Genomic DNA, 26182 nt, shown 5'->3' on the forward strand with positions numbered 1-26182 from the left:
GCCATCCTCCTTTCCTTACCGCTTCTGCCGCTTGGACAGTACATCGAAGACAACCGCCAGCAGTAGCACAAGTCCTTTAACCACCTTCTGGTAGTTGGAGTCAACGCCGACCATATTCATGCCCTGGTTGATAACACCCATCAGCACAGCACCGATAATCATACCGGATACCTTGCCGACGCCGCCGTATGCGGAAGCACCGCCGATGAAGCAGGATGCTATAGCGTCCATTTCATAGCCTTCACCGTAGGTGGGGTCAATGCCCTTGGCACGGGCCGCAGTCAGGATACCGGCCAGACCGGCCATCAGACCGATGCTGGCATAAGCGAACCAGTACACATTCCGGGTCTTCACGCCGGACAGAGCCGTTGCTTTCTCATTGCCGCCGACCGCGTAGAGATGACGTCCCATAGCTGTCTTGGTCGTAATGTACTGGTAAATCCCAAGCACCAGGGCAATCCAGATCAGCACCATGGGAATGCCTCTGTAGCTTGCCATCTGCCAGGTCAGGAAAAGAATCACGGCAGAGATAAGAAGGGTCGTAATGCTCTGTCCAATGATGGACTGATGGATGTTCAGTTTCTTCTGGACCAGGATCTTCCTGACAGTCATCAGGATATAGATCAGTGTGGCCGCAATGCCAAAGATCAGACAGGTCAGGTTCAGGCTGCTTTCCGAACCCGTCATCTGCTTGATAAAGTCCGGAATATAGCTTGTCCGGCCGCTGCCGAAGAGGAACAGGAAAGTACTGTTTGTGATATCCACCCGGTATCCCTGCAGCACCACATTGGACAGTCCGCGGAATGCGTACATGCCTGACAGTGTGGCAATGAATGCCGGCACATGCAGTTTAGCAATCCAGAAGCCCTGGAAAGTACCGATCGCAAGGCCGATGCCCAGCATAGCAATCACAGCGATCCACATGTTCACCTTGTTGTCCATCAGCACACAGCCGACAGCCGCAGCAAAACAGACCACAGAGCCAACAGACAGGTCGATGTTACCACCGGTCAGGATACACAGCAGCATACCGGCTGCCAGTACGAACACATAACCGTTCTGGGAGATCAGGTTGTTGATACTGCCGGGCTTGAGGGAGCCGCCGCCCGTAGCAATGGCGAAGAAGATCACCACAACCACCAGTGCGATTACCATGGTGTATTTCTGGAAAAAAGCGCCAACGCTCATCTTGTTTTCATTCATCGTTATGCACCCCTTCCCGACTGGAGGATTACAGCCATGATGCTTTCCTGGGTTGCTTCCTCCGCTTTCATTTCGCCGACAAACTTACCTTCGTTCATGATATAGATCCGGTCGCTCATACCCAGCACTTCCGGCAGCTCGGAAGAGATCATGACCACGGACTTCCCGGCAGCTGCCAGGTCATTGATGATGCAGTAGATCTCGTATTTCGCGCCGACGTCGATACCGCGGGTCGGCTCGTCCAGCAGCATGATGTCCGGTTCGGCGAACATCCACTTGGCCAGCAGCACCTTCTGCTGGTTACCGCCGGAGAGGTTGCCCACCAGCTGTTCAACTGTGGGGGTCTTGATCTTCAGCTTGTCACGGTATTCTTCTGCAACGGCATATTCCTTATCGCCGTCGATCACCGTGTGGCTGGAGATTGCGTCCAGGTGAGCAAGAGAAGTATTAACCTTAATGGACTGGCTCAGCACCAGGCCGTTACCTTTACGGTCTTCTGTAACATAAGCGATCTTATGCTTGATGGCATCTGCTTCGCTCTTCTTCATCTTGACCGGCTTTCCGTCGATCTTCATTTCGCCGGAGATATTGGTTCCGTAGCTCTGGCCGAAAATACTCATGGCCAGTTCCGTCCGTCCGGCGCCCATCAGGCCGTAGATACCGACAACCTCGCCCTTGCGGACGTACATGGAAACGTCGTCCACAACCTTGCGTTCCGGATACAGCGGATGGTGAACTGTCCAGTTGTTGATCTCCAGCTGAACGTCTCCAATGGCGACGCCTTCCCGTTTCGGGAAGCGGTTGGTCATTTCGCGGCCGACCATGCCCTTGATGATCCTTTCCTCGGAAACCTGCTCGGTTCCGTGGTTGTCAATCGTCTCGATGGTCGCGCCGTCGCGAACCACCGTTATCGTATCCGCTACGTAGGCGACCTCATTGAGTTTATGGGAGATGATAATCATGGTCATCCCCTGCTTCTTGAACTCAAGCATGAGGTCCAGCAGCGCGCGGGAATCTTCTTCGTTCAGAGAGGATGTGGGCTCATCCAGGATCAGCAGTCTCGCTTTTTTAGCCAATGCCTTGGCGATTTCAACCAGCTGCTGCTTACCGGTACCGATATTCTTGACCTGAACCTTGGAGCTTTCGGAAAGGCCCACCATCTTCAGGTATTTATCGGCTTCGGAATAAGTGGTATTCCAGTCAATGGCAAGTTTATGCCCGCGCTCATTGCCCAGATACATATTCTCACCAATCGTCATTTCCGGAACCAGCGCCAGTTCCTGATGGATAATGACGATGCCCAGTTTCTCAGAATCTTTGATGTTATGGAATTGGCAGACATTTCCGTCGTAGACGATATCTCCCTCATAGGTGCCGTAAGGATAAATACCGCTCAGCACGTTCATCAGGGTGGATTTTCCGGCGCCGTTCTCCCCTACCAGCGCGTGGATCTCGCCTTCTTCAACCTTGAAATTCACGTTGTCAAGAGCCTTGACGCCCGGGAATGTCTTGGTGATATTCCTCATTTCCAGCAAAATCTTTGCCATTGTTCTCCTCCAGCCTTTCATTTGGATGGAAAATAAATGTTTTCCTTAAACGATGCAGGCGGGCCAGGCCCGCCTGCATCTTAATTGGTTACCGGGAATTCATTACTGAAGCTGATCCTCGGTGTAGTAGCCGGAATCGATCAGGATGGTCTTGTAGTTTTCAGCGTTCGCGAACACGGGATCGCACAGGAAGGAAGGAACAACCTTCACATTGTTGTTGTAGGTCTCTTCGTCGTTCACGTCAACTGTTTCGCCAGCCAGGATCTGACCAACCATCTTCACAACCTGAGCAGCCAGAGTACGGGTGTCTTTGAACACGGACATGCTCTGCTTGCCGGCGATCATGTTCTTGGTGTTGGCGATGTCGCAGTCCTGACCGGTGATGATCGGCCAGCCCAGGGTATCAACATCGTAGTTGTCTTCCAGAGCGTTGGTCACGCCCAGAGCGGTGGAGTCGTTGGAGCAGACCCAAGCGTCGATCTTCTTGCCGTCAGCATAGTTGGCGGTCAGGATATCTTCAGCGCGCTTCTGAGCAACGTCGGTCTTCCAGGTGGGGGTAGCAACGTCAGCGAACTCGGTCTGTCCGGAGGTCACAACGATCTTGCCTTCGTCGATGTACTTCTTCAGGACGGACATAGCGCCGTTGAAGAAGAAGCCCGCATTGTTGTCACCGGGGTCGCCGGCGGTGAATTCGAAGGTGAAGGGGCCAGCAGCATTCGCGAGGTCCAGAGCCTTTTCAACAAATTCGCCCTGCACGACGCCAACCTTGAAGTTGTCGAAGGTGGCATAGTAGTCAACGTTCGCGTTGTCCATCAGCAGACGGTCATAAGCGATAACCTTGACGCCCTTTTCAGCGGCCTTGTCCAGAGCGGCGCCGAGGGAGGAACCTTCGATAGCGGCGATAACGATAACTTCGCAACCGTCGTCGATCATGGTTTCAACCTGGTTCAGCTGGGTGGGAACGTCGTTGGAGGCGTACTGGAGTTCAGCTTCGAAGCCAGCTTCGGTCAGCAGCTTTTCCATGTATTCGCCGTCCTGATTCCAGCGCTGCAGGTCTTTGGTGGGCATGGACACGCCAACTTTGGCGGCCAGAGCGGAGGCACAGGACAGAACCAGCGCCAGAGCGAGTACCAGAGCAAGAATCTTCTTCATAGTATGGGTACACTCCTTTTTAATTTTTTTCCCGGATTGTTCATCCGGAAATGAACTGACCATATTTTACACTTTCAGATATCGTTTGTAAAGGCTTTTTCAAAAAAATTGGAAACGATACCGAAAGAAAACAATTATGTATTTCCTTGCTTTTGGAGGCAAACGTTTTCACGATTTGGGACCCTGTTCCTCACTTTTTGCTTCCGTCTCTTGTGTCTCAAGGTCTACAGGATTCTGGTCCTGATCTTCCCTTCCTTTTTTCCAGGTTTTCCATGCTAAAACCAGCAGCGCTGCTCCGGCTCCGGCAAAGAAAACGATAGCCAGAATCTGTACCGCACGCGGCATGGTCGTCGGAACATTATCGATCAGGTTTTTCAGAAGCTCGTAGGCCAGGTAAAGAATATAACCGCCGGCGACAGCCATTATTGAAGATCTGCCCGTATTGTTATTCATAAGTGAACACATCCCATCCTGTTTTTTCTTCTTTTGTACCATTTTACATGCATTTCATTCAAATGCAAGCCAGCCCTCTGATCTGTCTGCAACAGAAAGCGGTTCTTCCCTTCCGGGTAAGAACCGCCTGTATAACAACTTCTGTGCCGTAACCGCATAATGCAGTTTACAGTTTAAACACTCCGGTGGCTTCCAGGACAATCAGGATCGCCACGATGATCAGCAAAAGACTGATTACGCCGATAACCTTGTCCATCGTCTTTACGCTGACGTTGACGCGATCATACAGGGATTCCTTCTTGTCCTTGACTGCCTGGGAAAAGAAGCCCAGCTCCTTTTCCTGTTTCTCAAGCTTTTTTTCCCGCTCTTCCAGCGTCTTTTCGTTCTGTTCAGGTTCTCTTTCTTTTGAATCCATAGCTTACTTCTTCGCAATATACTTGCGGATGTCCAGTGCAACAGCCAGGACGATAACCAGGCCCTGCACCACATAGTTGTAATACGGGTTGACGCCGAGGAACTGCAGGATGATCTTCAGCAGTTCAAACACCAGCACACCGATCAGGATACCGGGCACCGTACCGATACCGCCTGTGGTGGAAACACCGCCGATCGTACATCCCGCGATGGCTTCCAGTTCATAGCCCTGGCCCATGGAAGCAGAGGCTCCGCCAGACTTTGCAGCAAGCAGGTAGCCGGCAACGGCGTACATAATACCGGCTGTTGTGTAAATCCGGATCAGCGTCTTTGTGGTATTCACACCGGAAACCTCAGCAGCGATATCATTACCGCCAATGGCATACATGTACTTGCCGAAACGCATTTTATTATAGATGAACCAGAACACGAGACCGAAAACCGCGGCCACGAACAGCAGGTAAGGCAGGTGGAATCCCCTCACATTGCCGATGCGGCCGTTGATCAGGGTGGTGTAGATCTTCTGGAATCCACCGATCGGCTGTGCGTCGGAGATCACCAGGGAAATGCCGTAAATAATCGTCTGGGTGCCCAGCGTTGCGATGAACGGCGGCACATGCAGCTTTGATACAACCAGGCCGTTAATCAGGCCCCAGATCAGACCTCCCAGCACGACAATCACAAATACCAGACCGATGTTCATTTCAGGGAGGAATTTCCACAATCTTCCGTTATAATCTCCCCGCTGGCACATAATGCCTGCCACAACAGCCGCGAAACCGACCTGGCGTCCGGCGGACAGGTCCGTGCCCTTTGTAATCAGGCAGCCGGAAACACCCAGTGCAATCAGGAACCGGATGGCTGTATTGCTCAGCAGGTTCGTCAGGTTTGCCCAGGAGAAAAAGTTTTCCACCAGGCAGCCTACGACGATTGCCGCGATCAGCAGCAGGAAGACGATAGGATTCCGGGTAATGACCTTTATCAGCTTATTTGCGAAGCTTTCCTGTGTTTTAGTCGTTTCCATCTTTATTGCCTCCTTCGTCATTCAAACTGTGTCGCATAGGTCATGATGTTTTCCTGGGTGGCTTCACTGCCCTCCACAAAACCGGTGACCCTGCCGTCGCACATTACCATAATCCGGTCGGACATACCGATCAGCTCGCTCATTTCCGAGGAGATCATGATGATGCTCTTTCCTTCTTTGGCCAGGTCCGCAATAATGCAGTAGATTTCATATTTCGCTCCGACGTCAATACCGCGGGTCGGCTCATCCAGGATCAGCACATCAGGGTTATTCGCAAGCCAACGTCCCACCAGTACCTTCTGCTGGTTTCCGCCGGACAGGGATTTGATCAGCGTTTTGGAGGACGGGGTTTTGATATTCATTTTCTTCACGTTGTCCTGTACCAGCTGCTCCACCTTTTTGCCGTTGATGAAGTATCCGTGATCCAGGTACTTGTTCAACGAAGAAATGGAGATATTGTCCGCCACGCTCAGCACGCCCATGATTCCGCTTCCGCGCCGGTCTTCCGTCAGCATGGCGATTCCCTGGTCGATGGCGTCTTTCGGGCGTGTGATTGTAATCTCCTGCCCCTTGTAGAAAATCTGCCCCGTGGTATGGGACCGGATACCGAACAGTCCTTCCATCAGTTCCGTCCGCTGTGCGCCCACCAGGCCGCCGACGCCGAGGATTTCTCCCCTGCGAAGCTGGAAACTGACATTCCGGAAGGACCTGGGATTAATAGAGGTGAAATCCTTCACTTCAAAGACCACTTCGCCCGGAACATTCTCCCGTTTGGGATACAGATTGGTCAGTTCCCGTCCCACCATCAGGGTGATGATTTTATCCGTGGTCAGTTCGTCTGCTTCCCAGGTTCCGATATACCTGCCGTCCCGCATGATGGTGACTTCGTCGCCGATCCGCAGGATCTCGTCCATTTTATGGGAGATATAAACAACCGCAACGCCTTCAGCCTTCAGGTCCTCGATGATCCGGAACAGGGCCTCCACTTCGTTTGCCGTCAGGGAGGAAGTCGGCTCGTCCAGGATCAGCACCCGGCAGTTCGCTGATACCGCCTTCGCGATTTCCACAGACTGCATTTGAGAAACGCTGAGTTCCCCGACCTTCTGTTTCGGGTCAAAGTTCATCCGGACCTTCTTCAGCAGATCCGCGGTATCCGCATACATCTTCGCATGATCCACCATCGGAATAAAGCCCAGCGCCTTTTTCATGGGATAACGTCCCAGGAAAATATTCTCGCCAACCGTCCTTGCCGGTATGGGCTGCAGTTCCTGGTGCACCATGGCAATTCCTTTGTTCAGGGCATCCATCGGGTCATCGATGGTCACCGGTTGCCCGTCCATCAGAATCTGACCCTCATCCATTTTGTATATGCCGAACATACACTTCATCAGGGTGGATTTGCCGGCGCCGTTTTCCCCCATCAGGGCATGTACTTTGCCTGGCCGAAGCTTCAGTTGTACATTGTCCAGCGCTTTAACGCCCGGGAAAGACTTGCTGACGCCCGTCATTTCCAGTACGTATTCGGACATGAGGGCATGCCTCCTCTCGTATTGGTTTCTTCAGTACCCTTTGCGCCGTGTCCCCGAAAAGGCACGGGGCAAAAAGCGCTTCTTTTTTTGTATTATATCTTATTATACTCCGAAAAGGTGGGTGAGCCAAGAGCCGGCTCACCCACCTCCAAATCAAATCACAATCTGATCTGTATCAGCGGATGATTACTGGGCGTCCACGTAGGCCTTGTTGACCATGACATAGTCAACCCAGTAGTAGTTATCGATCGCTTCGCCGTTCAGCAGTTTCACAGCAACGTCAACCGCGGCATGGCTCTGGCCGATATGGTCGTTCAGCACGGTACCGGTCATGTTGCCTTCCTTGATCAGGTCGATTGCTTCGGGCAGAGCGTCAACACCCAGCAGGTAGATGTCTTCGCCAACCTTACGGCCGGCAGCTTCGATGGCGGTTTCAGCGCCCAGCGCCATACCGTCGTTGTTGCAGAACACAACTTCGATCTTGTCGCCATACTTGCTCAGGGCGTTCGCGCACAGTTCCTGGCCCTTGGTCTGATCCCAGTTGCCCACCTGGTCATCCAGGCATTCAACTTCGTATCCGGCGTCGGTCAGTGCTTTGATGGAGAAGGTGGTGCGATACTGGGCATCGATGTTTTCCGGATCGCCTTCGATCATGATGTAGGAGATCTTTCCATCGCCGTTGATGTCGCCGTGGTTCTCCAGATCAGCAACCATCTGGCCCTGGAAGGTACCGGACTGACGGGCGTCAGCACCGACGTAGCAAACCTGGGCATTGTTCAGGATGCCTTCATACTTCTCATCCAGGGTGTTGCCGTCAGCGTCATAAGCCAGGGGCTCACGGTTGATCAGCACCAGCGGGATGCCAGCTGCCACGATCTCGTCGATCACAGCGTCAGCGGAAGAGGTCTGCACCAGGTTCAGGATGATCACATCCATGCCCTGGGTGATGAAGTTGCGGACCTGGTTGGTCTGCTCAGCCATGTCGTTCTTGCCGTCGGCCATGGTGATTTCATACTTCACGTCTTCGGTCTCAAGGGTCTTGAAGTAAGCTTCAATCTCGTTCCGGTACAGGGTCATAAAGTTGTCAGTGTACTGATAGATGGATACGCCGACTTTGTAGGTCTTGGCTTCCGCGGTCGCGAAGCTGAAGCAGCTCAGCACCAGGATAGCAGCCAACAGGATAGCAAGGGTCTTCTTCATGTTACCGTCTCCTTAAAAATATTATTTTTTCATGCGGATCCACCGCATTGAAACCTCGTTCAACCGGTACGCATTGTAGCATACATCTGGTGGCAATTCTACCGATTTGGACAAGTACGAATGAATTCGAACTTTTACCGAATAAAAACGTAACGTTTCGTTTTATGTGATAAAGTCTCGATGTTGTACATACAAAAAGGCTTCCTTCCCTGTCGGAAGGAAGCCAAAAGGAGAGAGAATATGAGGATACCCTGCTTATACGCTTACTTAATGACCTTCAGTGCTTTACGGTCAATGGTCAGTGCAACGAAGACCAGGAACACGATACCCTTGATCATCTGCTGCACCTGCGGTTCATAACCGAGAATGGACAGGCCGCTGTTTAGAACCGCATACATCAGCGTACCAATCACGATGTTGGAGAAACGCACCTTGGCGCCGCCCGTGATCGGCAGTCCGCCCAGAACCAGGGAAATCAGGATCTGTGTTTCCAGCTGGTTGCCGGCTGTAGCGGTAATGGAACCGACCTTGATTACGTTGACGAAGGCAGCCAGGCCGGTCAGCGCACCTGCGCTGACGAAGGCAAGGAACTTCACCCGGGCGGTCCGGACGCCGGAGAACCGGGCCGCGGTCTCACCGGAGCCGACAGCCTTCACGTCGTTGCCGATCCGGGTAAACTTGAACAGGAAGAAGGCAATCACCAGCACCGCCAGGGTAATGGTAATCTTCAGCCAGTCCTGATCCAGCGCCTTGATGGCATTGCTTGCAGGCACAGCGGTCTCTGTCGTGAAATACGCGCAGACTCCGCGGAACAGGTACATTGTACAGATGGTAACGATGAAACTCGGCAACCTGAACTTCACATGGAAGAATCCGTTCACTGCGCCGATAAGCGCACCGGTCAGGATACCGCCGACAATCGCCAGCGGAATGCTGTAGAAGGACAGTGCGCTGACCACAATGGAAGCCACACCCAGCGTGGATCCTTCCGTAAAGTCGATGGAACCCAGTGTCATGATAAAGAACACACCGGTTGCCACGATTGTCGGGTAATAAATCTGTGACAGCAGCAGCCGCATCTTCTTCGGTGTCAGGATCTTGCCGTTTGTCATAATGTGCATGACCAGCAGGATCACCACAAAGCCGATCAGCGGCAGCAGCGCTTTCAGGCGATCGCCTGTCAGGAAAGCGCGAAGTTTGGATTGTTCATTCTTTTCCACGTTTTTCTTTTCCATTCTTCCCGCCCCCTTTACACCATCTTCGCAATCAGCGTTTCTTCATTCAGATCCGGATCGCGCTGGAATTCACCGTTAATCCTGCCGTCCTTCATGACGAGGATCCGGTCCGACATGCCCAGCAGTTCCGGAATCTCTTCGCTGATCATGATGATGGATCTTCCCTGTTCCTTCAGTTCCGCCATCAGTGCGTATATTGCCTGCTTCACTTTCACGTCAATACCGCGGGTCGGGGAATCCAGCACCAGGATCTGGCTGCCCTTGCCCAACCAGCGGGCCAGAACCACCTTCTGCTTGTTTCCACCGGACAGATCGGAAACAAACTGGTTTACATTCTGCATTTTGGTCTGCATGTTCTTCGCCTGTTCATTCGCGAAGCGCGTCATTTTCCGTCCATTCAGCAGGCCGTGGTTGGACAGGTCCTCCAGGGAAGGCAGGACTACATTGTTGCGGATGGATTCATTCAGGATAATGGATTCGTTATCCCGGTCCTTGGATGCATAGGCAATGGACTTTTTAATGGCTGTGGGAATATCGTTGATTTCCGTTCCGTCCGCCAGGGTCACCGTACCCTCCCGGTTCCAGGAAGCTCCGAAAACCGCCTTGCCGATTTCATGCATGCCGCACTCGGACAGGCCGCCGAAGCCCAGGATTTCACCCTTATGCAGGTCAAAGGATACGTCTTCCAGTTCACCGTTCACCGTCACGTTTCTCACAGAAAGCACGGTCTCGTCAGATACCGGCTGGCCGAAGTCTGTCCGGTAATAGGCGGAACCGATTTCCCGGCCGACCATCAGGCGCTTCAGGTCATCCTCTGTCACTTCAGAGGAAACCACGGTATCAATATACTCGCCGTCCCGCAGCACGGATACCTTATCCGTATGGGCCAGCACCTCACCCAGGTCATGGCTGATAAAGATCACCGTGCGGCCGTCCGCCCGGACGGCGTCCATGATCTTATACAGTTCCAGACGGCCGTTCTGGCTCAGCGCCGTTGTTGTCTCGTCAATGACCAGGATCTTGGGCTTCATATAGGTCGCCTTGACGATTTCCACCAGCTTGCGGTCTTCAAAGTTATAGTGGTCGATCATCACGCCCGCCTTGATCCGTCCGAAGCCGTATTCATCCAGCAATCTCTGCGCTTCCCGGTTCATGGCGCGGGTATCCTTGATTCCCTTGTGCATGAAGGGTCCTTCATGCCCCAGATATATATTTTCTGCCACCGTCAGGCCGGACAGCGTGCCCATTTCCTGAACGATGATCGCGATTCCTGCGTTGTTTGCATCCACCTGATTGCGGATACTCAATTCCTCCCCGTCCAGCGTGAAGGTTCCTCCGCCGATGGAATAGATCCCGCACAGCATCTGGCAGAAGGTGCTCTTGCCGGATCCGTTCTCCCCGATCAGGCCCCGGATCTCACCTGCGGACACTGTCAGGGATACGTCATTCACGGCATGCGTAATACCGAAGCGCTTGTCAATGTGCTCGGCAACGAGAACTGTCCTGTTATCCATACGCACTGCCCTCACTTTACGACGCTGCCTTTACTGCCGCGGGCAGTCAGGGCAACGATAATCAGAAGCGCCGCGCCTGTGACCACATTCTGGATGGTGGTCGGTGCGCCCAGCGCAACAAAGCCGCTGAAAATCATGGAGATGATGAACTCACCCACCACAATGGCGGTAATCGGCATGCCGTATTTTTTGAACGCAACGCCGAAGAAAGTTCCCATCAGCGGCTGGAAGTTACGGCTCATGGTGCTCATGCCGGTCAGTGCCGTCATGGTCGTGCCGTAGGAGACTGTCAGGATAGCCATGATCCCGACGAAGAAGTGAAGCAGCATAAAGCCGATCAGCTTGTACTTCTTCACGCTGATACCCATGTTCTTCGCGGTAAACTCATTGGAGCCGATCGCGTTGCAGTAGGTACCGATCTTGGTATAGTTCAGGATGAAATACATCAGCCCGAAGGCAAGTCCGGCCAGGATAATGTTTCCGGGCGCGCCGCTGAAGAAGCGCAGTTCCGGTGCCAGCGTCTGTTTTACGCCGCCGGCCACGATGACAGCCACGCACTCAAAGATGAGCATCAGGCCGACCGTAACAATCATGGAAGGCACATTCAGCTGGTTGTACAGTGTTCCGATCAGCAAGCCGATCAGCGTACCGCAGCCCAGGCATCCGACCACAAAGCCGATATAGCCGAAGTGCTGTGACAGGATTACGCCCACAATGGAAGACAGTACGATATTGGAACCGACTGCAAAGTCAAACAGACCCATGACCACAATGAAATACAGGCCGCAGCCGCCGACTGAATAGATGATGGACGATTGCAGATAGGAATAAAGGTTGGCAGGGGAACCGAAATTGTCCGGTGTCAGGATCTTGAATACGGCGTAGAAAAACAAAACCATCGCCGCCAGCATCATGACGCCGTACGCTTTTGTTCCCTTCAGCTTCTGCAGTTTGGTGGGCATGTACTTCGCTCCCTTTGGCTCCGGCTTGTTCAGCCGGCCTGATAATCTGAACCTGTGAAGTTTTTATCGGTCTCTGTATAGTATAGCATGAAATGAATTACGAGAAAAACCGGGACGGTCACCGCGCCTGGTGACCGCCCGGATTTTATACCGGATTATTTCGCGTGACGGGCCACAACGTCTTCAACAGACAGCGCGGCGCAGGCAGCGGCCAGATCGTCGTAGGACATTTCGGCCAGGGCCTTGATTTCGTCAGCGGTGTAGGGCAGTTCGCTGCCGGTGAAGTACTGCGCATAAGCAGCGTAGCTTTCCGGAGAGTCAACGAACATGTAGGGGAAGATCATCTCATAGTAGCCGTCTTCGGTGGTGGGATAGTTGCCCTTAATGGCATTGTAAACCATCAGGAAGGCGAAGAAGGGGTCGGCATAGTGTCCGCCGGATTCAGCAGCCATCGCGCCGCTCTCGAGCTTGGCGTCCAGGTCAGGCAGGAAGTCGGTGGAAACCACAGCGATCTTGCCGGTCAGGCCCTTGGCTTCGATACCGGCGATAGCGCCCAGCAGGGTGTCTCCGCCGCCGCCGGCAACGATCAGAGCGTCGATGTCGGGATTGGCGTCGATGATAGCTTCAGCGGTCTGACGGCCGGTATCAGTGGTGGTACGGCCGTACTGCGGCTCGAGCAGTTCAATCGTGTCGTCAGCGTGAGCGGCATTCCACTCTTCAACGCCGGCCTTGTAGCCTTCCCAGCGTCCCTGGAAAGTAGCGTCACCGGGTTCCCAGCCTTCCAGGCCGATCTTCCGGCAGCCCTTGTTGGCCAGGATGGTCACCAGCTGCTTGCCGTTGTCGAACTCGGATTCATGCACAGCGCCTACATAGTACTTGGAGGCCTTCGCCGCAGCATCTTCATCAGGATAGGCGGCCGGATCGATTACGCGGAAGAACTGCGCGACATACATTTCGTTGTCATTGCAGGTCTTGATGACGGAACCCATCTCAGAAGAAGAGGAGTTGCAGATAATCATACCGTCGCAGTCGGCCATCGCCAGGGTTTCGGCGGAAGCGGTCACCTGCTCGGAGATGTGAGCCTGGTCAACCCACTGGGTTTCAACGCCCAGAGCATCGGCAGCCGCGTCGATCAGACGTTTGACTTCGCTGCCCAGCGTGTCGGTGGAACTCCAGATCGAGATACCGATCTTGATTTTGTCTTCCGCATGAACGGTGCCGACAAGGCCGAGCACCATTGACAGTGCGAGTACGAGAGCAATGATCTTTTTCATAATACTTGTCCTCCTTAAAGTTTATGATACTGTTAAACGAAGATAGATCATCTCCACTGAAGGCGCTCTGTATGAATTTGATCCATCCGTTTGATTTAGTAAAATTATAACAGACGCAAAAATGCGGTTCAACGAACCGCAAGTTGAATATTATTGGTTTGGTTTGTTTTCATTCGACGCTCCGGGTAGAAAAAACATATACCAGGTATAAAAAGCTTATACCTGGTATAAAAAGCATATACCCATTTCCTGAGGGATCAGTCAAACAGGAATTTATGCAATTCGTCCACCGTTTTGAAATAAAGACCGCAGTTTGTTTTCATGAAGGATTCAATCTGTGGAATGTCGTTGGACCATCCTGCCGCGGCAAAGGGAACGCCGGCCGCCTTGGCCATATCATAGCCCGGCTTCAGGTCGTCCACAACTAGTAGCTCTTCCGGTTTCAATCCGTAATTTTTCATGATCTGTTCCAGCGGATAAACGGACGGTTTACGCTGTTCCGGCGGGCATTCCCAACCGAAGATCAGATCCGGTTCCGGCAGGTTGTTTTCCCGGTAATCCCGCCTGATATAGTCTGCGAAGGAATGGCTCACTACGCAGATCTTCCCGCCCCTTCTCTTCTGCTCCAGCAGGATCTCCCGGATTCCCGGATAGGCTTTGGGAATATGATGCTTCACATATTCCTTCCAGTATTCTTCCTCATCCATCATCTGCTCCCAGGTCATCCCGCAGATGTTTGTGAACAGCTCGATCACGCCCGGGTCAAAGTTGTACCGGAAGTATTCCTCCAGCGTCAGGTGGACATTCGGAAAGTATTTTTCCATGTACTCGACAAAGCAGGGATAATGAACCGTCGCGGTGGAGTTCACCGTGGTATCATCATGATCCAGTACCAGGCAGGGATATCTCAGTTTCATTGTCTTGTCCATTGTCTGATCGCGTCCGTCACTTTCCCGGCCAGCAGCCGCTGGGTTATTTCATTGGGGTGATAATCTGCTCCGTATCCGTCCCTGGCGGCATTCTGCTCTTCCAGCATGAGCACATGGATGCTCCGGTCCCCTGTTTCCCTGCTGTAGTGATTCACCGCCTGTTGCACCATGGGATTCAGTCCCGTTCCCATCACGCCGAGAATACAGAGGATTTCTGCCTTGGGATTATGTTTCCGCACAGTCTTCAGGAAGGCCGCATACTGTTCCGCAAACAGAAGCCCCCGCTCCGGGCTTGTTCCGCACCAGCTCAGGTCGTTGGTCCCCAGGTTAAGCACAATCCAGTCCGGCTGAAAGGCGCTGAAATCCCGTTCAATTTCTTCCGCTCTCTTTCCTGAAGCCAGCCGGAAGTCGTTTCGCCCTTCCTTCTCATAAAACGGCTGCACCAGGTCTGCTTCATTGCGTACCGCCGGATTGTCCGTATATCCGGAGATGAGGCCATGACCGGAAAAGCAGGTCATCACAGCATCCGCGTTCAGCTCCTCTGCCGTCAGATAAGCATAGGATTTCTCCGCGTTTTCCGTTGCCGTGGTGAATGTTTCCGCTTCACTCTTCCCTTCCACGCCGTATCCGCAGGTGATGGAATCCCCGATAAATTCGATCTTCATCGGTTTTTCCGGAAGTGGGCTGATCTTTCCGTCCGTATCGATCTTTCTCAGCGCCATCAGGTTCGAGGTGCTTTCATTCAGCTTGATCAGCCGGATCTCTGCGTCCCGCGCCTCTGCTCCGTCAAAAACCGTCACAGTTTCTTCCTTGGCAGTCAGCCGGGCGTCAACAACCTTCTTCCCGTCCAGCCGGATCGCAAACCGTGGCAGATAAGGCTCCTTTTCCGGATCCAGCACCGTATCATCTGCCAGCAGTTCCAGCTTCACCTTCGTGGCGCCCGTTACCCGGAATCCAATTTCCGCCGCGGATGAAATCATCCACAGCCCTTCCCCGTCATCCACAATATGCCCCAATGTCTTTATCTGCATTTTATTAACCATAGTCCGGGATATCCTTTCATAATTATGAATTATGAATTGTGAATTATGAATTATTCCTCCGGCTTTTTATTCGTCTCTTCCAGCAGCTTCAGCGTCTCTCCGAAGTATTCCTCCACTTCGGCATTCGTCAGCTTCATAGCCTTTTTCAGCATTTCCGGAATCTTCTTGGGTCTCACCCGGGCATAATACTTGGTGGCGTGAATGTTCTTTTTCCAGTTTTCCATCTTCATGTTCTTCCAGCGCTCAATATGTCTTGGAAGAATCGGTTTCAGCACTTCAATCACGTCATCAAAATGCTTTTCCACATTGTCCCAGCGGAACACGGTGGAAAGAAGTTCGCTCACCCGTTGCAGGAATCGCGCCTTCATCTCCGGCACTTTGAACAGTGCGTTCAGCGGTTCATGCCGGAAGCCCTGGATCTTGGCGTTCAGGGGTTTGATGTAGTATTCAATCGGTGTGGGATCCAGGTTCCGCCAGCAGGCTTCCACGTCGAAAAGCAGGTACTTCCACTTGCCGCCGGGCACCCGGTATACCCGGACATTAGTAAAGTCCACATTGCCCAGGATAATCTCAAAGGCGGCATGGGTGAACATATTGTCTATGTCCAGCCGTTCCTCCAGCCAGGCCAGGTTTTCAGGCTTGTTCAGGTCATTCTTCTTGCAGAAATCGCACAGCTCAAGCCAGTCTTTATTATCCCCGTTCTGAAGGAACTCGTCTGTTCCTGTCCGGGCCAGGATATCAATATTGTCAATATCCGTTTCCTCTGTCACGCCCTCATAGGCCGCCACAAAGTACTTGTTGATCTTTTCCCGCAGGTTGTAGTGTCCCCAGTACCGGCCGTTGATATAGACCTGGATCACTTCATGATCCTGGTACAGGATATCCTGTCCCTCTGCCAGGCTGCTGGCTACGATATCCCTCAGGCGCGTGGCGGAAAAGTCACTGTTGGCCGCCCGCAGCAGCAAACTCTTATATCCGACATAATCCCTTGTCCGGAACGGATTGAACATAAACTGATCCGCGCCCCAGGCTTTCCGGGCATACAGGGCGATGCTCTTCTGGCTGTTGATCCGTGCGCTGTGGCCGGAGCAGGTCATGGTGCCTGTCTGGCTGATTTCCTGTTTTCCGTCTTTGTTGAAATACTCAATATGAACCGGATACTCATATCCTTTGGAGTAATTCGGAATACTGCCGGTTCCCTTCGTCAGTATGCCTGTTTTCTTGCTGAACAGGTACTGGTCGTCTGAAATCAGGGAAACAATCGCTGTTTTCGGGGCGTCGTCAATGAAATAGGTTGCCCCTGCCACCGGTGAGGAAACAGCGTTGTCCAGGAAAGCTTTCACCCGCAGCGGCGTAGTCTTTTTCAGTGTCAGGCCTTCTTTGGGAAAAACCTTGCTCTTCTTCGTGGGTGTTTCTCCGTCCGTGGTATAGTGCAGTTCCGCACCCTCTTCACCCCGGACCTCCACTGTCACACTGCCCTCATAGAAACCGGCAGCTGTCACGATCTCCGGTTCCTGCAGGCGCCGGGTATAAGCTTCGGACTCGTTTTTCTTTCCCCGTGTGGGCTTTTCAAAAAAACCGTATTCCCCGCCGCCGGAAGGCAGGCCGTAGCTCACGCATCCGTACTGTTCCGGCATCTTCAGTTTCTGGACTTCATCCTCGTCCTCGTCCGTCAGCCGCAGCGTCTCTCCGCTGGAAGAGATCTTGAAATCCGCATAGAATGTATCGCCCTTGCCCGGCGTTTTGTTTTCCGTTCCGGTACACCAGATGGTCAGGTACTCCCCTGCCTTCAGCTTTGTTCCGTCCGGAAAAGTGAACTTGTACAGATCCTTCTTGCTGTCTGTGAAGCCCCAGCCGGACAGGTTTTCCGTACTGTCTCCGTTGTTGTACAGTTCCACCCAGTCCCAGGCATGCCCGTTCTCATAATATCCGTTGGAGGCCATCACCTCATTGATGATCACATCCGCCCGTGCTGCGCTGGCAAATCCCAGAACAGCTGCAAATAAAAACAGACAGATGACAATGCCCACCCCTTGTTTGATCTTCATCTGCCTGACCCCTTTCGTATTGGTATAACAATATATCATTATGAATTATGAATTATGAATTGTGAATTAGTTTTTTCATTTCACATAATAGTGCCGCGCGATCCACTTGCTCAGCCCTTCCAGTCCCGGATAAAGCAAACGTTCCGAGATGTTCAGGCTGTCCAGCATATCCCTTACACGCCATCTCAGCTGCCGGTCAATCACATATTTAACTGTATTCTGCGTATGGGCATCCAGGAAAGCCTCTATGTCCGTCATACCCATCGGGATCACGGAGAAGAAGGAATACTGCATAATAATCCGGTCATTCGTGCTCGGCGGCTCGATAATGACCATGGACCGGTCTCCCATATCCTCGTCGTACTGATACAGGCTGTCCGTAATCTTTGTCAGCATTTCCACGGAAAACAGCGTCGTCTGTTCCCGGCCGATGGCCAGCCTGTACTTTTCCGGCAGATGTTCAATCTGCTCGTTCATGTCAATCCGCCACACCACGCAGTCATGGGCGTCCATTTCCTCCAGACATTCCTCCGTCATGGCAAAATGAAGCGCCACCAGTGCGGAATGGGTCCAGTCCAGCAGCCTTGTCGGCAGGCCATTGTGCTGTCCGGTAATCATCTGGTACCAGACGTTCCGTGCTACCGTAGGATCCTCCCGTACAGCATATTTGGCAAAGTTGTTCAGGATAGCCGGTTCCAGCGTTTTCTGTTTTTCCTTGCAGCAGCGGCTCAGGCTGGTCGCCATTTTGTACTCGGAATCCGGCATTCCCCGGTACAGAAAACCGGACCGGTTCCGTTTCAGTTCCGGTCTGTAATCCTGTTCAGAAAGCAGTGGCATCAGGTCTTCCAGTGTCGTAATCCTAATCTCCTGAATCATGCCGTTTCACTCCTTCCATACAGATTATTTTATCATAAAGGACGCCTAAACAAAAGTGGCGCGTTCAGATCGAACGCGCGCTTTCTTTTCTGATCAGGAAGGAAAAATGAAAGTCTTTTGTCATGGGGTATTGGTATGAATCGCCGGCAATCGGTCCGCAGCTCCCGCTTCCGATCCCGGCCTGAAACAGGGAAACAGCCGCGTAAGTACCGCTGCGAACGATATCTTCCCGGTGACGCATTGAGATCAGTTCTCGGTCTGAATAGGGTTTAATGCCCAGTTCAAACGCGTTTCCGACCGCCTCAAAAATGTATGTCTCCCGACCATCCGAGAGTGCGGCGAACCTTGTGTCCGCCCGGTTTCCCGATTCCTGCGGACGGATATAGGGTTCAGTCATGTCGGACACGCGGCATTCCACATGAGCTACAGGCGCATGCTCCTTCATATCAGCATAGCTCTCACCATCGCGGCCGTAGTAGGATACCCGGTCAAAAGCTTTGTCCAGGCGGAACGCCTTGGCATATCGCGGGAGCAATGCCCTGCCCTTCACCGGGTGGAGCGTGCACTGTACAAGGACGCCGTCTTCGGTGCCGGTATAGGCTGTTGTTTCCTCAAAGCGCAGCTTTCCGCAGGCAAGAACCTTCCTGACCTCAATCCGCCCGCTTTCCCTGTCGATACCGGTAATCTTTTCCTTTGTGTCATAGAACCGCTGAACATGCAGAGCCTGGGGAATCATTCCCAGAAGCAGTGCGTCGTTATCCGTGGCCGCCCGGTAAAGCAGTGTATCCTCCCGCGCGGAATTCAGCGTGCCGAATGAAACACGTCCCTGTGCATCCACGGCAAAGTCCTTCGGAAGCGCCGTTCTTTTCAGCTCACCGGCTTTTCGGAAACACTCGTTCAGAATGAGCTGCTCGACAGACGCGGTCCGGCCGGTGACTGTATCCACAGTTTCTATATCGACGAAAAAGTCAGCTCCGCCGTCATGCTCCGGCAGTGGAATGCAAATGACTTTTTTGCTGAGAGGCGGCACGGAATAAGCTTCTTCATGGAAAAGCTCCCCGCCCGCGGAGAAACGCAGAAAATACCGGCTTCCGTCAGAAAAAGCGGTTGTATTGAAGACCTCAAATCGGTTCTGACCGCAATAGCTGACCCGGATCGGCCGATAGATAAACCGGATATGCTTCGCACCGGAGGATGGTGTCCGGTTGGGAAAGAAGAGCCCGTCTACGCAGAAATTTCCATCGTGCATATACTCGCCGTGATCGCCGCCGTATGTATAGCTTCCGTCCCCGTGCCTGACCGCGTGGTCATTCATCTCCCATACGCAGCCTCCCAGCAGGTTGTCATAGGCATAGATTTCCTTCCAGTAGCTCTCCACGCTGCCCGGACCAAGTCCCATGGCATGGGCATATTCGCAAAGGAAATACGGCCTGTCCAGAAATGCTTTCTGTTCATGCGTTCCCTCGCCGATCCTGTGCAGGTCTCCGGCAGGGGGATACATCTGGCTTGCCACGTCATAAGCAATCTTTTTGGAGTGTACCGCTCCTTCATAATGAATCGGGAGTTCGGAACGTGATTTGATAAAAGCCGCCATTTCATCCTGGCAGGCAAACCCGCCGGATTCGTTTCCCAGGCTCCACATGATAATGGACGGATGGTTTTTGTCCCGTTCAAACATCTGTTCAGCCCGTCTCACATAGTGTGACGCCCATTTGCGGTTTTTGCTGATCCTGCTGAAATCAGGCGGAAAAGTCATTGTCTGGGCGCCGTGCGTCTCAATATCCGCCTCATCGATGATATAAATGCCCAGTTCGTCGGCCAGTTCCAGCAGGAGCGGATCCGGCGGATAGTGGGAGGTGCGGATGGTGTCGATGTTGTACTCCTTGCACAGCTCCACATCCCTCACGATCTCCGCGGCGGTCATCGTATAGCCGGTGCCGGGCGTGGTATCGTGATGATTGACTCCTTTGAGCTTCAGCAAACGCCCGTTCAGCTTAAAGAGATTTCCCTCAATGCTGACGCGCCTGAAGCCAACCTTCGTGCTGACCGCGCAGCTTTCGGTTTCAAGCAGCAGCTCGTAAAGAACGGGGTATTCGGCGTTCCATTCCACTGGCTCAAGGTCTCCGAATCTGACAATACTTGATTGTTCTCCGCAGATGGCAAGTGTCGCTTCTTTTTCAATGCCCGGACCTTTCAGCGAGATCCGGCAGGATGCTGCGCCAATACCTTGTACACTGATCTCTGCGCGATATCTTCCCCCGGAATAAAAAGGCGCGAAAGAGAAATCGAAAATATCCGTTTCATCACAGAGGAACAACAGCACGTCCCGGAAAATACCGTTGTTCCGGAACATATCCTGGCACTCCAGGTATGTTCCGGTGCACCAGCGATGAACAACGCAGACAAGCTCGTTCGCGCCCTCCGTAAGGAAGGGGGTCAGATCGAACTCACAGGTATTGTGGCTTCCTTCCGAATAGCCGACATAAGCACCGTTCATGTACAGGTCAATGCAGCTGGCCACGCCCAGGAAAGAAATAACGGCCTTTCCCGGCTTGTCCGTTATGTGGATAAAACGGCGGTACACGCCGACAGAATTGTATTCATCCTCCGGTGTGACCCAATGAAATCCCGGTCTGGTATCTGCGCCCATTGTGAAGAAGATCCTGCCGGTTTTTTCGGTCGTAGGAATCACTGGCGGTCTGAACGGAAACTGATATCGGGTGTTGAGATAGAATGGCTTTGCATAACCGGTAAACTGCCAGCAGGACGGAACCTGTATCCGGTCAAACGCCAGATTGTCCGTATCAAGCACCGCGGGCAGTTCCTTCGGATCCCGGTAAAAGCGGAAATCCCACTCACCGCTCAGCACCTCAGCCTTGTCAGATCGGTATCTCTTTTCCCTGGTTTCTATTCCCTCCATCCGTTCCTTTCGGCTGAAGGGGATGAAATAGCTTCTGGAAGGCAGAGTATTGTCCTGAATCATATCAAAGTTATGATAATTCTCAGTGTTCAATACATATTTCATGTTCCGATCCTCCGCCCTGATGGTGCTCAGGTCAGCAGATTCCTGCCGATCTGCGTGGTTTCCCCGTCAATCACGTTTCTGACCCACTGCAATCCGGTGCAGCCTTCGCGCTCAAAGCGCATGAATTCCGGAATCCAGAGGCAGCAGTGGGAAGTCGCCCCGTTGGATTCGACCGGACGCCCTTTGATATCGTTGAAGTTGTAGTTATAAAGGAAATAGCTGATGTCGGGAATGGCGGCGGACAGGCGTTTCACCGTGCCGCAGATGATGCGTTCCATACGTTCCCCTGCTTCCGGCGGCCAGCCCATCTCTTTTTTCGTATCGATAAAGTTCTGGTACCGCATCAGGACGCAGTCGCGCAGGGAGATCACATAACCGATCTTCACCCTGCCTTTTTGATGCGCATAGAGGTATTCCAGCCCGTCAGCCACCGGATCGCCGGTATGAAGCGCTGCGCCGATGGATTCCGGCACCTGCCAGAGCGTCTCGGCACATTCCTTTAAGGCAAAGTCTATGGCTGCCCCATCCACGATGCAGGTACAATCATCGCAGTCAGGGAAGCTCTCCAGGATGTCATTGCCGACCAGTGCCGTACCGAAACCGCCCGCGCTGCTGCCCAGCACAACCAGTTTCTCCGGATGCGGGCAGAATTGCTTTGCAAAATCGATACACTGATGCAAATTGATATTCCCGTGAGCACGGAAGATTCGCTCCTTCCCTTCCAGATCCGTATAGGTAAACTCCCCCGCCCCGCCGTGGAAATCGCCGGTGGCGTAGGGTACACACAGGAGACTCCAGCCGTAAAAGGGGCTCTTTTTGCTCTTCTCGTGGAACATGCCCAGCCGGGCATAGGCGTCCTTGCTGGGTTTGCACCAGCTGTCATAAAAGGTCGGATTGTTCTCATCGAATGTATCGCCGGAGGGGCGTGCAGCGGTATATTTGTCATAGGCGAAGCCGCCGCCGTCCAGCATGATGAGCAGTTTGTTCTCCCTGCCCATACGGAACAGCCCGTGATAGCGGCTGCCGTCGCTGCAGACGGTGCCTTCCGGATAAAACCTGAAAAGATGATCCGGTCTGGCCGTTCCGTCATAGTCGTCCACCTCTTGATACCGCTTCATATCGTACAGCAGGCGAATCCATTCCAGATACTTGAATATCATAGACTTCTCCTCTCAATGCCCGGCAAACGCCTTGAAAAATGCATTCCTGTCCTTTAATTCCTCAACGGTTCCTTCATCCTCGACGGTTCCGTTGCGCATCACGATCACATGCTGGGCTTCCGCTACCGTTCGGTAGTTATGTGCCACGATGATGGCTGTCCGGCCCTGTATAAGGGCCCGGATGCCTGCCCTGATCTTTTCCTCCGTCACGGGGTCAAGATTGGCGGTGGCTTCGTCCAGGATCAGATAGTCCGGATTCTTCAGCATGGCCCTGGCAATGGCAATGCGCTGCTGTTCGCCTCCGGAGAGCTTCTCTCCGTTGAAACCGACGTTGAAGTCGAGTCCTCCCTCATGGGAGGCGATCAGGTCTTCCAGGCAGGCCAGGGAGATGACAGCCTGCAGCTCCTCTTCCTTAACATCCCTGACGCCATAGCAGATATTGTCGCGGATACTTCCTTCGAAAAGGCCGGCGTTCTGGCTGACAACGCCGAAGCGGTCACGCCAGGCGCGCAGGGACACCTCGTTTCCGGCCTCGCCGATCCGGATGTTTCCGCCGTAATCCGGATACAGGCGGTTCAGCAGGCGCAGCACTGTTGTTTTACCGCTGCCGTTCGGGCCGACAATGGCTGTAATCTTTCCTTTGGGGATATGCGTGCTGACGCTGTGGATAACTTCCCTGTCGTTGTAGCCGAAGGAGACCTTATCCATACACAGATCCCCGGCTGCCGTAAACTCGCTTTTCCCCTGATCCGGATCCTCTTCTTCTTCCTCCAGGATGGAGACGATCTTTTTGCTGCCGCCCTTTGTAGCGGAGAACACGGACGGGAACTGGGCAAAGAACTGGAACACCAGCACCAGGTTGTTGCCGTAAGCGTAGAACGCGGCCAGCGTCGTACCGGACTGAACGCGGCCGTTCCGGATCAGCATGCTGCCGATGAGAAAAGCAACGGTAAACAGAACGAAAATCAGAAAGGTCTGGCCGAACATCACAAGGGTATTGGCCATGGCGTTGTATTTGTCCGCCTCGTAGCGATCCTCAATGCAGCGAAGGCCGGCCGCATTCTCTTTTTCCTCGCTGTTCATGGCTTTGATGAAGCGGATTCTGCCGAAACGTTCTGCGAGAAACGCGGTAAAAGCAGACAGCTTTCCGGCCACATACACAGCCCCCCGCTCGCTGAAGCGGGCGGAGAAAAACATAATACCGATGGTAACGATAAATCCGATGAGCAGGTACGGAGTCAGTTCACCGACGGCCGCCTCACCCGCCAGGACAATCGGAAGAAAAGCCAGCAGCGTAAAAATGAGTTGAAGCAGCTTAAAGGGCAGGTAGGAATACTCCGGGTCTGAGGTGACGCGGCTTAAGACCCGGTTGGGACTTTCACGGTCGTAATAGCTGAACGGGAGTCGCATGACTTTCTTCCAGATCTTTTTCCGGATCCCCGCCGCCAGCTCCACAAAGCCGAGGTCCGCCACCACGCTGGCATAGGAAAACACATAGCCGAGGATGCACATCAGTGCATAGGTGACAATGGGCGAAAAATTCTGGAATTTACCGACAGAGATCGCGGCCACAGTGTCAGCCTGCGACGCAACAATCAGTGTACCGACCAGGTACAGCAGCGATCCGAACAAGGTACGGAGCACGGGCAGCTTCACGCCCTGATAGAGGGTTCTCAATGGCTTCTTCGTCCTGATCGTGACGTTTTCCATTGCAAGGCTGGACTTGTTCTTCATTGTTTCGCCCCCTCTCCGGCCGACAGCAGGCTCCGGTATTCCGGACAGCAGTTCTTCAGCTCTTCATGGGATCCGCAGCCCATAACACGGCCCTTGTTAAGCACCAGGATCGTGTCCGCGTCCTGCACGGTGGAAAGATCGTGCGCAACAATGATCCTTGTCTTCCCTGCCGCGTATCGGTCGATCAGCGCAGCAATACGCCCGGACCCTTCATAATCCAGCGCGCTCGTAGCCTCATCCGCAAGAACCATTTTAGTTCCTGCCAGCAGCATTCTGGCCACGGCCAGCCGCTGTCTCTGTCCGCCGGAGAGCTTCGACGCTCCCGGCCCGACCTCGTAATCCAGGCCGCCGTTCAGCTCGACTGCCTCCAGCATATCGACTTCCTTCAGGAACTTGTTCAGTTCCTCATCGGAATGAGGCGTCCCGGATCCGTAGCAAAGAAAATCGCGCACGGTTCCGTCAAAGCCCGGGGCATTCTGCGGAAGATAGGAAAACAGGTTCCGGTAGCTGCTGATCTCAAATTCGCGTATATCCACGCCGCCCAGTGTGATACGGCCCTGCTCCGGACGGTAAAACTGTTCAATCAGGTTCAGCAGCGTTGATTTCCCGGCTCCACTTCCGCCCACAATGGCAAACTTGCTGCCGTTCTTCACCGTGAAGGAGACATCTGAAAGCGTTTTAGTTCCGCCGCGGGAGAAGCTGACATGTTCAAACCTGAGATCATCCGGCCGGCCAGCCTTCTGTTCACCGCCGCTGTCCTCATTGAGCGTCAGGATTTCAGAAATACGCAGTGTTGCGCCCTGGGCTTTCTTGCCCAGCACCCACAGGGTAAGATGGTCCGCAATATACTTCTGATAGGTCGCGCCGAGGCCGAAGTATGCGATAAACTGAGCCGTAGTGATATCCCCGCCCAGAAGCAGGATTGCACCGGCCGTCATAATGATCAGCGTCGGCACTGCGTACAGGATGTTTGCAATCAGCTGGTTGAAAGCGGCGGCCATCGTGGTCTTCTTCTGCGCAGCCTTCATCTCGTCAATGAAGCCGTCTCCGTCTGCAATCTCATCCTCGGTCTTGTTGTATGCCTTGATGATCTCCACATGCTCCACCTTTTCGGCAAGCCTGGCTGTCAGGCGGGCAATGGAGTTTTGAAGCCGGGTCTGGCTTTTGTATGTTACGCGGCCGGACCAGAGGGCGCCGAGAACAATGACCGGAATAATCAGGATAAAGCCAAGCAAAAGCGACCCGTTGCCCATACGGGAAACCTTCACAAGCGTACTTGTGATGAAATACAGTCTTGGAATCTCAATGACCAGCAGATCAATCAGAAAATCACTTACAAAGCCGGTATCCGTCGTGATGCGGGAGATGAATTCCTTGGGATCACGTGCCTCCGCCTCCGCGGCAGTCAGGGAAAACACCTTGCGGGAAGCCGCCGCCTGAAAGTTCCGATGGATGCGTGCCTTGGCGATATAGGTAATATAAGTCGAAACAAGTCCGCCGACAAACTCTGCCAGGGCCAGGGCAAAAAGCGTAAGGCAGATACTGACCGCGGTTTTTACCACAGGACTGTTTACGGCGGTAAACTCCAGGTCAGCCAGGCCGGCGATTTTTTCAGGAATTGTCAGCTCAATTGCAGCTTTACCCAAATTGAGCAGAAACGCAGACGCAAGGAATAAAACAGGCAGCCGGATCTGTCGGATTAAGTGGATAAAGTTTTTCCAGATGGATTGATTCCTTGTCTCTGTCATTTGAATCCCCTCAAGCATTCATCAAAAATATCCGCATTAATCGTCGAACAGTTTTCGACTCTTCCTGCGGATATCCTATCATATTCATTGTTGAAGCAAAACCTATCCCGGT

20 protein-coding genes are annotated in these 26182 nt (G+C 53.2%); all 20 read right to left on the reverse strand.

Annotated features, from left to right (window positions below; translation table 11 throughout):
* Positions 1–15 precede the first annotated feature (15 nt).
* The 20 genes from JYE49_RS07220 to JYE49_RS07315 all read right to left on the reverse strand — a co-directional run bounded on the left by JYE49_RS07220 (position 16) and on the right by JYE49_RS07315 (position 26070).
* On the reverse strand, positions 16–1203 hold the full coding sequence (locus JYE49_RS07220) for an ABC transporter permease subunit (RefSeq protein ID WP_283399449.1): 1188 nt from the start codon (positions 1201–1203) through the stop codon (positions 16–18).
* A 2-nt stretch (positions 1204–1205) separates the two neighbouring features.
* Positions 1206–2750: a multiple monosaccharide ABC transporter ATP-binding protein gene (gene mmsA, locus JYE49_RS07225; RefSeq protein ID WP_093958155.1), complete on the reverse strand. Its 1545-nt coding sequence runs from the start codon at positions 2748–2750 to the stop codon at positions 1206–1208.
* Positions 2751–2852: 102 nt separating this feature from the next.
* Entirely contained in the window at positions 2853–3902 is a 1050-nt protein-coding gene (locus tag JYE49_RS07230) for a substrate-binding domain-containing protein (protein ID WP_093958156.1), read from the reverse strand.
* A 168-nt stretch (positions 3903–4070) separates the two neighbouring features.
* Complete coding sequence (locus tag JYE49_RS07235) at positions 4071–4397, reverse strand: hypothetical protein (RefSeq protein WP_143754539.1); 327 nt, start codon at positions 4395–4397, stop codon at positions 4071–4073.
* A gap of 124 nt (positions 4398–4521) precedes the next feature.
* Positions 4522–4770 (reverse strand): hypothetical protein, encoded by a 249-nt coding sequence (locus JYE49_RS07240; RefSeq protein ID WP_093958158.1) that lies wholly within the window; start codon positions 4768–4770, stop codon positions 4522–4524.
* 3 nt (positions 4771–4773) lie between these two features.
* Positions 4774–5793: an ABC transporter permease subunit gene (locus tag JYE49_RS07245; protein WP_093958159.1), complete on the reverse strand. Its 1020-nt coding sequence runs from the start codon at positions 5791–5793 to the stop codon at positions 4774–4776.
* Between the two features lie 17 nt (positions 5794–5810).
* Positions 5811–7322, reverse strand: coding sequence for a sugar ABC transporter ATP-binding protein (locus JYE49_RS07250; protein ID WP_093958160.1), 1512 nt, complete (start codon positions 7320–7322; stop codon positions 5811–5813).
* 186 nt (positions 7323–7508) lie between these two features.
* Positions 7509–8522, reverse strand: a complete 1014-nt coding sequence (locus JYE49_RS07255; protein WP_093958161.1) for a galactose ABC transporter substrate-binding protein — start codon at positions 8520–8522, stop codon at positions 7509–7511.
* Between the two features lie 263 nt (positions 8523–8785).
* Complete coding sequence (locus JYE49_RS07260) at positions 8786–9757, reverse strand: ABC transporter permease (protein WP_093958162.1); 972 nt, start codon at positions 9755–9757, stop codon at positions 8786–8788.
* A gap of 14 nt (positions 9758–9771) precedes the next feature.
* Positions 9772–11271: a sugar ABC transporter ATP-binding protein gene (locus JYE49_RS07265; RefSeq protein ID WP_093958163.1), complete on the reverse strand. Its 1500-nt coding sequence runs from the start codon at positions 11269–11271 to the stop codon at positions 9772–9774.
* Positions 11272–11282: 11 nt separating this feature from the next.
* Positions 11283–12233 carry an ABC transporter permease gene (locus JYE49_RS07270; RefSeq protein WP_179217417.1) on the reverse strand — a complete coding sequence of 317 codons (951 nt, stop codon included), beginning with the start codon at positions 12231–12233 and terminating at the stop codon, positions 11283–11285.
* A gap of 155 nt (positions 12234–12388) precedes the next feature.
* Entirely contained in the window at positions 12389–13507 is a 1119-nt protein-coding gene (locus JYE49_RS07275; RefSeq protein WP_093958164.1) for a sugar ABC transporter substrate-binding protein, read from the reverse strand.
* A 257-nt stretch (positions 13508–13764) separates the two neighbouring features.
* Complete coding sequence (locus JYE49_RS07280; RefSeq protein ID WP_304583318.1) at positions 13765–14424, reverse strand: HAD family hydrolase; 660 nt, start codon at positions 14422–14424, stop codon at positions 13765–13767.
* The gene (locus JYE49_RS07285; RefSeq protein WP_179217418.1) at positions 14421–15467 is read right to left on the reverse strand and encodes an SGNH/GDSL hydrolase family protein; all 1047 of its coding nucleotides are present in this window, start codon (positions 15465–15467) and stop codon (positions 14421–14423) included. Before JYE49_RS07285 ends, JYE49_RS07280 begins: the two co-directional genes overlap by 4 nt.
* 62 nt (positions 15468–15529) lie before the next feature.
* Entirely contained in the window at positions 15530–17527 is a 1998-nt protein-coding gene (locus tag JYE49_RS07290) for a CotH kinase family protein (protein WP_179217419.1), read from the reverse strand.
* Positions 17528–17602: 75 nt separating this feature from the next.
* Entirely contained in the window at positions 17603–18403 is an 801-nt protein-coding gene (locus tag JYE49_RS07295) for an FRG domain-containing protein (protein WP_093958167.1), read from the reverse strand.
* A 64-nt stretch (positions 18404–18467) separates the two neighbouring features.
* Positions 18468–21428, reverse strand: coding sequence for a glycoside hydrolase family 2 TIM barrel-domain containing protein (locus JYE49_RS07300; protein WP_093958168.1), 2961 nt, complete (start codon positions 21426–21428; stop codon positions 18468–18470).
* A 26-nt stretch (positions 21429–21454) separates the two neighbouring features.
* A complete protein-coding gene (locus JYE49_RS07305; RefSeq protein ID WP_093958169.1) occupies positions 21455–22588 on the reverse strand; it encodes a pectin acetylesterase-family hydrolase in 1134 nt (377 codons plus the stop codon).
* A 12-nt stretch (positions 22589–22600) separates the two neighbouring features.
* Positions 22601–24322: an ABC transporter ATP-binding protein gene (locus JYE49_RS07310; protein WP_093958170.1), complete on the reverse strand. Its 1722-nt coding sequence runs from the start codon at positions 24320–24322 to the stop codon at positions 22601–22603.
* Entirely contained in the window at positions 24319–26070 is a 1752-nt protein-coding gene (locus JYE49_RS07315; protein WP_179217420.1) for an ABC transporter ATP-binding protein, read from the reverse strand. The genes JYE49_RS07310 and JYE49_RS07315 overlap by 4 nt, the downstream gene beginning before the upstream one ends.
* Positions 26071–26182: the final 112 nt, after the last annotated feature.

The sequence above is a fragment of the Aristaeella hokkaidonensis genome (assembly GCF_018128945.1).
GTDB lineage: Bacteria > Bacillota > Clostridia > Christensenellales > Aristaeellaceae > Aristaeella > Aristaeella hokkaidonensis.

Excerpts from the sequence above, each read along its gene's own strand:
- JYE49_RS07265 (WP_093958163.1), bottom strand. The coding sequence starts at position 11,271 with ATGGATAACAGGACAGTTCTCGTTGCCGAGCACATTGACAAGCGCTTC.
- mmsA (WP_093958155.1), bottom strand. The coding sequence starts at position 2,750 with ATGGCAAAGATTTTGCTGGAAATGAGGAATATCACCAAGACATTCCCG.
- JYE49_RS07220 (WP_283399449.1), bottom strand. The coding sequence starts at position 1,203 with ATGAATGAAAACAAGATGAGCGTTGGCGCTTTTTTCCAGAAATACACC.
- JYE49_RS07275 (WP_093958164.1), bottom strand. The coding sequence starts at position 13,507 with ATGAAAAAGATCATTGCTCTCGTACTCGCACTGTCAATGGTGCTCGGC.
- JYE49_RS07270 (WP_179217417.1), bottom strand. The coding sequence starts at position 12,233 with ATGCCCACCAAACTGCAGAAGCTGAAGGGAACAAAAGCGTACGGCGTC.
- JYE49_RS07235 (WP_143754539.1), bottom strand. The coding sequence starts at position 4,397 with ATGGTACAAAAGAAGAAAAAACAGGATGGGATGTGTTCACTTATGAAT.
- JYE49_RS07285 (WP_179217418.1), bottom strand. The coding sequence starts at position 15,467 with ATGCAGATAAAGACATTGGGGCATATTGTGGATGACGGGGAAGGGCTG.
- JYE49_RS07240 (WP_093958158.1), bottom strand. The coding sequence starts at position 4,770 with ATGGATTCAAAAGAAAGAGAACCTGAACAGAACGAAAAGACGCTGGAA.
- JYE49_RS07310 (WP_093958170.1), bottom strand. The coding sequence starts at position 24,322 with ATGAAGAACAAGTCCAGCCTTGCAATGGAAAACGTCACGATCAGGACG.
- JYE49_RS07255 (WP_093958161.1), bottom strand. The coding sequence starts at position 8,522 with ATGAAGAAGACCCTTGCTATCCTGTTGGCTGCTATCCTGGTGCTGAGC.
- JYE49_RS07305 (WP_093958169.1), bottom strand. The coding sequence starts at position 22,588 with ATGATATTCAAGTATCTGGAATGGATTCGCCTGCTGTACGATATGAAG.
- JYE49_RS07230 (WP_093958156.1), bottom strand. The coding sequence starts at position 3,902 with ATGAAGAAGATTCTTGCTCTGGTACTCGCTCTGGCGCTGGTTCTGTCC.
- JYE49_RS07290 (WP_179217419.1), bottom strand. The coding sequence starts at position 17,527 with ATGAAGATCAAACAAGGGGTGGGCATTGTCATCTGTCTGTTTTTATTT.
- JYE49_RS07300 (WP_093958168.1), bottom strand. The coding sequence starts at position 21,428 with ATGAAATATGTATTGAACACTGAGAATTATCATAACTTTGATATGATT.
- JYE49_RS07250 (WP_093958160.1), bottom strand. The coding sequence starts at position 7,322 with ATGTCCGAATACGTACTGGAAATGACGGGCGTCAGCAAGTCTTTCCCG.
- JYE49_RS07280 (WP_304583318.1), bottom strand. The coding sequence starts at position 14,424 with ATGAAACTGAGATATCCCTGCCTGGTACTGGATCATGATGATACCACG.
- JYE49_RS07260 (WP_093958162.1), bottom strand. The coding sequence starts at position 9,757 with ATGGAAAAGAAAAACGTGGAAAAGAATGAACAATCCAAACTTCGCGCT.
- JYE49_RS07245 (WP_093958159.1), bottom strand. The coding sequence starts at position 5,793 with ATGGAAACGACTAAAACACAGGAAAGCTTCGCAAATAAGCTGATAAAG.
- JYE49_RS07295 (WP_093958167.1), bottom strand. The coding sequence starts at position 18,403 with ATGATTCAGGAGATTAGGATTACGACACTGGAAGACCTGATGCCACTG.
- JYE49_RS07315 (WP_179217420.1), bottom strand. The coding sequence starts at position 26,070 with ATGACAGAGACAAGGAATCAATCCATCTGGAAAAACTTTATCCACTTA.